This is a genomic window from Sulfobacillus harzensis, assembly GCF_012933365.1.
In the GTDB taxonomy this organism is placed as follows: Bacteria; Bacillota; Sulfobacillia; order Sulfobacillales; family Sulfobacillaceae; genus Sulfobacillus_B; species Sulfobacillus_B harzensis.
The window spans coordinates 1-6118 of the sequence record NZ_JABBVZ010000149.1; the positions used below are offsets into that span (position 1 = coordinate 1).

Annotated in this window: 3 protein-coding genes and 1 pseudogene; 2 read left to right on the top strand and 2 right to left on the bottom strand. The window is 57.6% G+C overall.

Annotated features, from left to right (window positions below; all coding sequences use genetic code 11):
• Window positions 1-80: 80 nt before the first annotated feature.
• Window positions 81-2651 carry a penicillin acylase family protein gene (locus HIJ39_RS20945; RefSeq protein ID WP_169102985.1) on the bottom strand — a complete coding sequence of 857 codons (2571 nt, stop codon included), beginning with the start codon at window positions 2649-2651 and terminating at the stop codon, window positions 81-83.
• 326 nt (window positions 2652-2977) lie between these two features.
• Window positions 2978-4260, bottom strand: a pseudogene (locus tag HIJ39_RS20950) (BaiN/RdsA family NAD(P)/FAD-dependent oxidoreductase).
• 117 nt (window positions 4261-4377) lie between these two features.
• Here HIJ39_RS20950 and HIJ39_RS20955 point away from each other — a divergent pair.
• Window positions 4378-4977 (top strand): biotin transporter BioY, encoded by a 600-nt coding sequence (locus tag HIJ39_RS20955; protein ID WP_169102986.1) that lies wholly within the window; start codon window positions 4378-4380, stop codon window positions 4975-4977.
• Between the two features lie 93 nt (window positions 4978-5070).
• Window positions 5071-5655 (top strand): rhomboid family intramembrane serine protease, encoded by a 585-nt coding sequence (locus HIJ39_RS20960; protein ID WP_169102987.1) that lies wholly within the window; start codon window positions 5071-5073, stop codon window positions 5653-5655.
• Window positions 5656-6118: the final 463 nt, after the last annotated feature.

The following is a 6118-nucleotide window of genomic DNA, read 5'->3' on the forward strand; positions in this document are numbered from 1 at the left end:
TGGACGGTTTAGTTCAGCCTGGCTTTTCCCGGCTGTCCCGTGAGAAAAATGGATCTTGACATTTAACCGCGGGACTTGGGTTATGGCACCAGGTGCCAGGTTGGGCCGCCATGGTCTTGGCTGACGGATTTGATGGGGGCATATTGGCCGCTCCACCATGCTTGAATCCGATTTTGATACCAGAGTGAGAGCGGATTTTCACTTTGTCCTCCCGGGTACACCCCCAGAGCTTGCGGAGGCTGCGATGGTCCTTGCCAGTTGACAATCATGCGCCAACTGGGTCCGGCGGATGAGACAAGGCCCCCATCGGCCGCATCTACCGTCCAGGAGTCGCCGCCGCTGGGGCGCGGTCCATAGCCAAGAGCCGCTATTTGAGCCAACGACGGGAACTCGCGTGCATGAACCCGCCCCCACTGCCACTGGCGGGGATTGGAACCAAGTTTGACCGCAAGTTTGCGGACCGTCTGTTGGAAGGCTTTTGCCATAATCTCCGCTGCGGTTCGCTTTTGACCTGAAGGCAAGGAGAAGGCCGGGTTGGTCGGGTCGTGGGCCGTCCAGGCCTCCAAGTCATCCACCAAGGGATTGCCGACCTCACTGGTCGTGGCCAAGGCCAAATTGGGATCTGCCTTAACCGGCACGTGGTCCGCGTTCCACCACGGGCCAAAGGTGTCTTGCAGGTATTGGTTAATGAAAAACCACCAGATGGTCGCTTGAGGACTGGTGACCCCCATGCTGCCGTTCCACTGGCTCATGAGCTGGGCGGCTTGCTGATCGGTGGTTGTCAGGGCGGTTCCCTTTAGGGCGTGAAGCACCTCGGGCACCATGGTCTGGGCCAGCACGTCCTGCTTGTTCGATTGCAGGCGGGCGAAGTCGGCCGGGGTCAAATGGGTGGCGTTTTTGAGTGTGTCATATATCTGGTCGGCACGAAACCCGGTCGAAAAGAAATCCATGGAGGTGCCGACGTAATAGGGATAGCGGCTTGAGACCTCACGTTGGTTGGCGGAAAACACAAATCCTGAGGCGGGATCGTAGGACTGTGGCACAGCGTTGTACGGGATGGTGCCGCTCACATCATCGGCTCCCGTACCGGAAAGAACGGTCCAAGGCTGCCCGTGCTTCACTTCGGCATAATAGCCGGCGGAGATGAGGCCGATGTTTCCGTGGCGGTCAGCATAAATAAAGTTTTGGCCGGGAGCATGCCAGCGGGAGAGGGCGCTTTGAAACTCGGAGAAGTTCGTCGCTTGCAGCAGGGAGAGCATCACCGAGATGTCAGGAGAGGGCAGCGCTCCAATCCAATCGACGGCTAGGGTCTCCCCCGACTGAGTCATCATCGGCCCGTGCACCGTCAATTTCACCGTTAGGTTTACCGATTGTTGTCCTTTGACGGGAATGGTGTATTGAACGGTTTTCATGGTTCGCCAGGCGCCATCCCAGAAGTATTGATTGCGGTTCTTGGGGTTGATTTTTTCGCGGTAGAAGAAGGTAGCCTGGTTTTGCACGTTTGTGAGGCTCCAAGCAATGTTGTGATTGCGGCCGATGAGTATCATGGGCGTCCCGGGAATGGAGACCCCGGTGAAGTCGTATCCGGGCGCCTGTCCCGCAAGTTGGTACCAAATGGACGGCAGTGTTTGGCTGAGATGCGGGTCGCCGGCCAGCATCGGCTGCCCGTTGGCCGTCTTAGCCCCGGACACCGCCCAATTGTTGCTGTCGGAAAAGGCATGATGAAAGCTTTGGGTGAGGGCCGCAACGTCCTTTAGTGCGGTGTTGTCCGCCCCGGCTGTCGAACCAAGTCCCTCAACGGCCGTAGCTGATGGCGTATTGGGCAAGGCGCCGGTTGGCACGCCGCCCTTGAGACTGAAGGGGGTCTGAATGCGTGCGGTAGACTCCATGGGCGTCAGCGGTTCTTTGAGATACGGGCCGAGGTCATAGGGGTGCTGGGTATTGGGCTCATCGACCGGAACCCAGGCTGAGGCACGCTGAGGACCCAGAGACTGTTGCAGTAGGTTGTATTCGATGGGCGCCGTGGTGTAGTCCAGGTCTTGGGTCATGTCTCCTTGAATGACTAAGGTATCGATGGGCGTCCACGGTGCGGGGCGATAGTTCAAGAGCTTAAACATTTCCGGAAGGGTTCCCTGGCGCTCATCTTGCTTAATGAGGTCATTCACTCCCGCGGAGTAAGCGAGCAGGGCGGCACGGGTGGAGCTGGCCGGCGGGAGAGCCGCCCAATTAGCCCGGGCGGTTCGTAAAAGACCCAGTTGAAGTTCGAATCGATCGGATCCTAAGGCGGCCTTGCCCACGACTTGAGAAAGCAGCCCCTCGCCCTGTCGGCGCATCAAATCCATTTGGAAGAGACGGTTTTTGGCTTGAACGTACCCAATGGCGAGGAACAGATCGTGGTCGGTCTGGGCTTTGATATAGGCCGTACCCCGAGGACCAAAGCTCACCGTGACCGGGTGATGGAGCCCGGGCAGCACCAATCGCTGGCTGGTGGGAAGTTGGGCGTCTTTGGCATTGGTCCAGATACCGGTGGCGGGATTGAAAGTGCTGGCCAAGGGGGGCAAAGGACCTACGCCTCGGAGGGTGAGATCCAGCACCAAGGCGGTGAATCCAATCGCAAGAATGAGCGACCAAAGTCGGCGTTTGGGTGTCATGTTATTCCCCCAAAAATATTGTCATCATTGACAATTCGCTCGAAGGGGAAGATTTCCTGCAAATGACCCCATTGCTTATGAAGATCGCGTTTCCCAACGGTTCAGCACCCTATCGGGACGATCGGAGCCCCATGGCATCCACGCCCGCCTCCACCGTGCTTGCGATCCGGCCAATACTCCTATTTGGAGCGGCCGCACACCGTGCACGCCCCCGACCTCACTTGACGCCTGCTCCGAAGCCGTTATCTCCGGGACCATCTGTGGCTTTCCCGGTGCAGTCGTGGAGATGGCGTTGTTCTGCCGTGATCGGGGCCCGTCGCGGCTGGTTAGTCCGGGACGGGCGCCCATGACAGCTTTAAACTATACTCGGCCGCTGATTGGCCTGCCAAATGGCCCGTTGAAAAGGCGACGGTGATGTTGTAGCCGCCCGTATGCGCATGCACATCCATCACTTCGCCAGCAAAATAGAGGCCCTGACAGCGCTTGGACCCCATGGTGCTCGGCTGGATGTCTTTGACCGACACCCCTCCTCCCGTGACAGTGGCCTTAGCCAAAGGTAAGGTTCCGGCGATGGGAAGGGGAAATGCCTTAATCAATTTGACAACCGCCTCGAGAACCGGATTGCCGACTTCTGCCATGGCTTGATGAGGGTCTAATGCGAGGGTGCGAAGTATTTCCTCCATTAATCGTTCTGGCACCCATTCAAGAACGTGGGTCTTCAGCTCCTTGCGCCCCTTCTGGCGGCCCATTTTCAAGTGGCCGAGGATATCCGATCCAGATATGGCAGGGAGAACGTCAATATATGCGGTGAGCGCCTCCGCTGGATTTTTTCGAAGCGCTGTTGAGACGTAATGGCTGACCCTCAGGGCCGCGGGACCGGTGAGCCCAAAGTGGCTAAACATGACATCCCCCTCTTCCTGAGTGAGCCGCTTAGCTCGTCCGTCCGTCAATGTGACGACAACGTCCCTGAGGGACAGTCCTTGCAGCCGCTTGGCTTGGATAACGGGGGCATGGCTCACAAGCGGCACCTCGGTGGGATAGGGATCAATAATGGTATGGCCTAACGCGCGGGCCCAGGGATACGCGTCTCCAGTGCTGCCGGTTTGGGGCACGCTGGCGCCGCCCGTGGCGACGACCACGGCCCGGGTGCGGATGAGACGGCCGTCGGCTAGTTGCACACCCACGATGCGCTCATCGCGCGCTACTAATCCCGAAACGGCCGTATCTTGCCAGACTTCGACACCAAGACGATAGACTTGCGAGACCAGGGCTTGCACAACCGTACTGGCCTTGTCGCTTGCTGGAAAGACTCGCCCGCGGTCTTCTTCCTTCAGGCGAATCCCCAGCGACTCAAAAAGGCGCGCACATCCTGGTTGGAAAACTGGGTGAGCGCGGAATAGAGAAAACGGGCATTGCCCGGAATATTGGCCATTAACGCTTCGAGCGGTTTGGCGTTGGTCACGTTGCAGCGGCCCCCGCCGGAAATGCCCAGTTTGCGGCCGAGCTTGTGCCCCTTTTCGATAAGAAGGGTTTGTCCCCCGGCACTTTGCGCGGCAATGGCCGCCATCAATCCTGCCGGCCCGCCGCCAATCACGATGACATCCACCATGCTGACATTGTGCCACGGCCCGAAACCATTTAAAACCTATCTTGCATGCACCGGTGTGCTCATATTATCCTTTGATTGCCATTTTCTTCGGGCAAAGTCTTTCTTAGGAGGGTTTGTATGATTGCGGTAACCGAAAATCGCCGCTTCACGGCGCTTGCGGGTCTCACACCGCTGAAAAAGCATTGGGCGGGACAATTAGCCTTGGTGGTGGCCGGTAGTCTAGTGGTGGCGCTGTTAGCGCAAGTGAGCATTCCGCTTCCGTTCACCCCAGTCCCGGTCACCGGGCAAACGTTGGCCGTTTTGTTGGTCGGCGGCGCATTGGGTGGATGGCTGGGAGGGCTTAGCCTCGTCCTATACCTGGCCGAGGGAGCCGTAGGATTCCCGGTGTTTGCCGGCCATGCCAGCGGTTTGGCCTCGTTTGGAGCCACCGGGGGGTATCTGGTCGGTTTCGTGGTAATGGCCTTTGTGGTGGGACGCTTGGCTGAGAAGGGATGGGACCGTTCGATTTTGACGTCAATTTTAGCCATGGTCATTGGTGAGGCGATCCTCTATGCCATCGCGGTACCCTGGCTTGGCGTTTATGTCGGTTTTTCCCACGCTATTCCCATGGGATTTCTGCCCTTCATTTTAGGCGATGCCTTGAAGATGTTGATTGCGGGAGGCCTGTTCCCGGCCGCTTGGAAGCTGGTGGGTTCACGGCCCAGTGCGAAGGATTAACAGAGAGAGGCCGCTTCGGCGGCCTTCTTTGTTTGGGGACAAATGATAGCATCAAGACAAGGTCAACAGTGAGAATACGATGAGGAGGACTTAATGGACCGGGAAACGCGAAAATACTGGCAGGCGCAACGAAAGCAAATGTTGGCCCGGGACCGGCGTCAACGCCGGTATTTCGGACAAGACATGATGGTCACGAAAATCTTGATTGCCCTGATGATTGTGGCCTTTATCGTGGAGCGGTTCGTTCCAGGGGTCATCGCGCTAGCCACGAGCGGGCCGGGTGGCATTGTGCTCACCCTGCTGATTTCGGCTTTATCTCCGGGCAGTTTTATTGGCCTCTTGTTTGCGGGGTTTTTCCTCTGGATTATCGGGTCCCAAATTGAAGGACTAACTCAATGGTGGCAGTACCTGATAATCTTTTTTGGATCCGGCATTGTCGGGGGATTGGCCACCAGTCTCATTGGCGCGGGACTGACGGGCGGGACCTTTGCCTCCTTCGGGCTTGCGGGGGCCTATGTCGCGGTGATGGCCAGCCGACGTGTGGGAGGGGCGGCACAATGGGCGATCTTGCTATTGGCTATTAATGTGGTGCTGTCGGGATTTCAAGCGGCGACGCTGGCCGGCATGTTGGCCGCATTTTTTGCCGGATTATTGATTGCGCGGGCGATGAAAGTTTAACGGTCTGACCCCTGATGCCGAAAAAGGCACTCATTTGGCGAATGCTATAAGTGGACAAGCAGCAGGGGGTGGGACAAAAGGGAAAACACGTTCTCGTAAGAGGCGGTAGCAACGGTCTAGGGTTGGCGATGGTGGAGGCATTGCTTGCCAACGGGACTCAGGTCGCCATCGCTGCACAGAGCGCTTGGCATCGACCGTGATTTCGGGATCGGGGATTCGCGGTCCTAGCGGTGCCGCTGGATGTTCGCGATGCGGAATCGTGGATGCGGCCCGGGATGCCATTGCCCGTTTCTGGCCACGGCTCGATATGGTGGTAAATAATGCGGGGATTGGCATGCGCATGGTCAACGAGCGTTTCATGACCCAGCCCTTGCTATTTTTTTCGTGTGAGGGTTTTTCATAACCCGAAGTCCTTGATTTGCAATGCTTGTGGGGTCTGAGAAAATTTCTTTCCCCCTGAATT

Excerpts from the sequence above, each read along its gene's own strand:
- HIJ39_RS20955 (WP_169102986.1), top strand. The coding sequence starts at position 4,378 with ATGATTGCGGTAACCGAAAATCGCCGCTTCACGGCGCTTGCGGGTCTC.
- HIJ39_RS20945 (WP_169102985.1), bottom strand. The coding sequence starts at position 2,651 with ATGACACCCAAACGCCGACTTTGGTCGCTCATTCTTGCGATTGGATTC.
- HIJ39_RS20960 (WP_169102987.1), top strand. The coding sequence starts at position 5,071 with ATGGACCGGGAAACGCGAAAATACTGGCAGGCGCAACGAAAGCAAATG.